This window comes from Oscillatoria sp. HE19RPO, from assembly GCF_024220515.1.
Classification (GTDB): Bacteria; Cyanobacteriota; Cyanobacteriia; order Cyanobacteriales; family Laspinemataceae; genus Laspinema.
In genome coordinates this window covers 1-1,869 of the sequence record NZ_JAMXOT010000170.1, presented here as the reverse complement: position 1 = coordinate 1,869, position 1,869 = coordinate 1, and the positions used below count along the sequence as shown (strand labels likewise).

Below are 1,869 nucleotides of genomic sequence, written 5' to 3'. Positions count from 1 at the left end.
TATTGTCCAGTGCTTTACTCTTGCGAAGTTTGCGGTTACAAACCAAGCCCTTGTGGGGACTGTATGGGGTGAGCGTTGCCTTGGGTCTCTATACTCATTTATTTTTTGGATTTGTGGCCATTTCTCATGGCCTCTATGTCCTCATCATGGAAGGGTTTAAATTGAGTAAGAATATAGTTTCTTACGTCATAGCCTCTGTCTTAGGACTGGTCATATTTAGCCCTTGGATTTGGGTAATTCTTACCAACTTAGATAACTTAGAGCGCAAAACGAAATGGGCCAGGGATCATCAGGCTGAGATGGAAAACTTGTTGAGAATCTGGCTTGATAACTTGAGTCGAATTTTTATGGATTTCCCCTATGAAGCCAGCCTGAAAAATCCAATTCCTTATCTCATTTTAATGTTAGTAGGATATGGAATTTATTTTCTGGTTCGTCGCACTCCCCTGCGAATTTGGCTATTTATTTTGACCTTGATTGGAGTGACTGCTCTCTCGCAAGTTTTGCCGGATTTAATTTGGGGAGGACGACGGTCGTTACTCCCTCGATATCTTCTTCCCTCTTATGTGGGAATTCAGCTTATTATAGCCTATTTAATCGCCACTCAAATGACGGCTATTTCCGGTAGGATGCGACGCTGGAAATTAGGGAACCTGATTTTTGCCAGCCTAATTATTGCCGGAGTTTTATCCTCTACCTTAATTTCTCAATCTAGAGCTTGGGAGCAGACAGCCAGAGCCAGCGCGATCAACTTAGAAATTGCTCCAATCATTAACAAAGCCAGCCAACCCCTCGTCATCAGTGATGTCAGTCAGACTTTGATACTTCCTCTAACCTATCTCCTCAATTCTCAAGTAGAGATGCAGTTATTTGAGGGACCTACACTTGAACAGTTAAATCAAAAATTAAAATTAAGCGATTATCCTAATAGGGAAGTTTTTTTATACCTTCCTTCCCCAGAAATGGTTGATAAAATCAGCGGTCAAAACGTCAAATTAAAAATGATTTTAGGAAGCTTTAAAGGCTATGGACTAAACGACAGAGCAAGGCTTTATCAAGTAATCAGAAACAATAATTAAAAATGGAGAATAAAATCCCATCCTGCATCACCATGACTTTACGAGTTTATGATTTTCTAAAAAATCAGTACAGTTTTTTTTACCTGACCGAAGTTCAAACGATAAAATTAGTTCAATTTATTACAGGGTCGGTATTATAAGGCTTTTGATGCAAGAAAATTATTACCCTAACTCCAAGAGATCCACCGGAAACTATCGTTTATTAAAACCCCTTTTTTACTGAAACTACTAAACGATTAGTAAGGACCTCCGTAATTCAGGCGGTTTTTGCCCCTTATCCCAGTAAATTCTCAGACGGGTATTGACTTTGATAGAGCCTTACTGATATAATTAAAAGACCCAATTTTAAGCTTCAAACTAGCCCCGCAAACTTTTAAGCGAAATGTAGCAACAGGTTATCTTGATTGACTACAGAAGCGGTTTAGGGAAAGCTCAAAAAGAATGATAAGCTTTTTGACTTAACGGATGAGGTTCCTGAGTATTCGTGCATCGGCTTTGACATCTAACTACTAGCTTAATGTTATCCTTTATTATGAATAAACTCTTCAGGCTGAACGGATTAATTCAAGGCTTGGCAGTTCCTAAAGGATGGTTGCGAGTCGTTCTGGTATTGCTTTTGATTTTGTCAGTATTTTTTCGCTTCGTTGATTTGGATGAAAAAGTGTATAGCGCTGATGAGGTCAGAAGTTTTTTAAGGATTTCTGGATACACCAGTGAAGAGTTTGTGGCGCAGGTTTATGATGGGAATGTAGTGACCGTTGCTTCTTTACAGGAGTATCAGCGTCCAACT

Annotated in this window: 2 pseudogenes; both read left to right on the top strand. The window is 39.3% G+C overall.

Going from position 1 to position 1,869, the window contains the following annotated elements:
* Positions 1–1,079: pseudogene (locus tag NG833_RS16305) on the top strand (hypothetical protein); the annotation flags it as partial.
* A gap of 532 nt (positions 1,080–1,611) precedes the next feature.
* Positions 1,612–1,869 (top strand): annotated as a pseudogene (locus tag NG833_RS16300) (hypothetical protein); the annotation flags it as partial.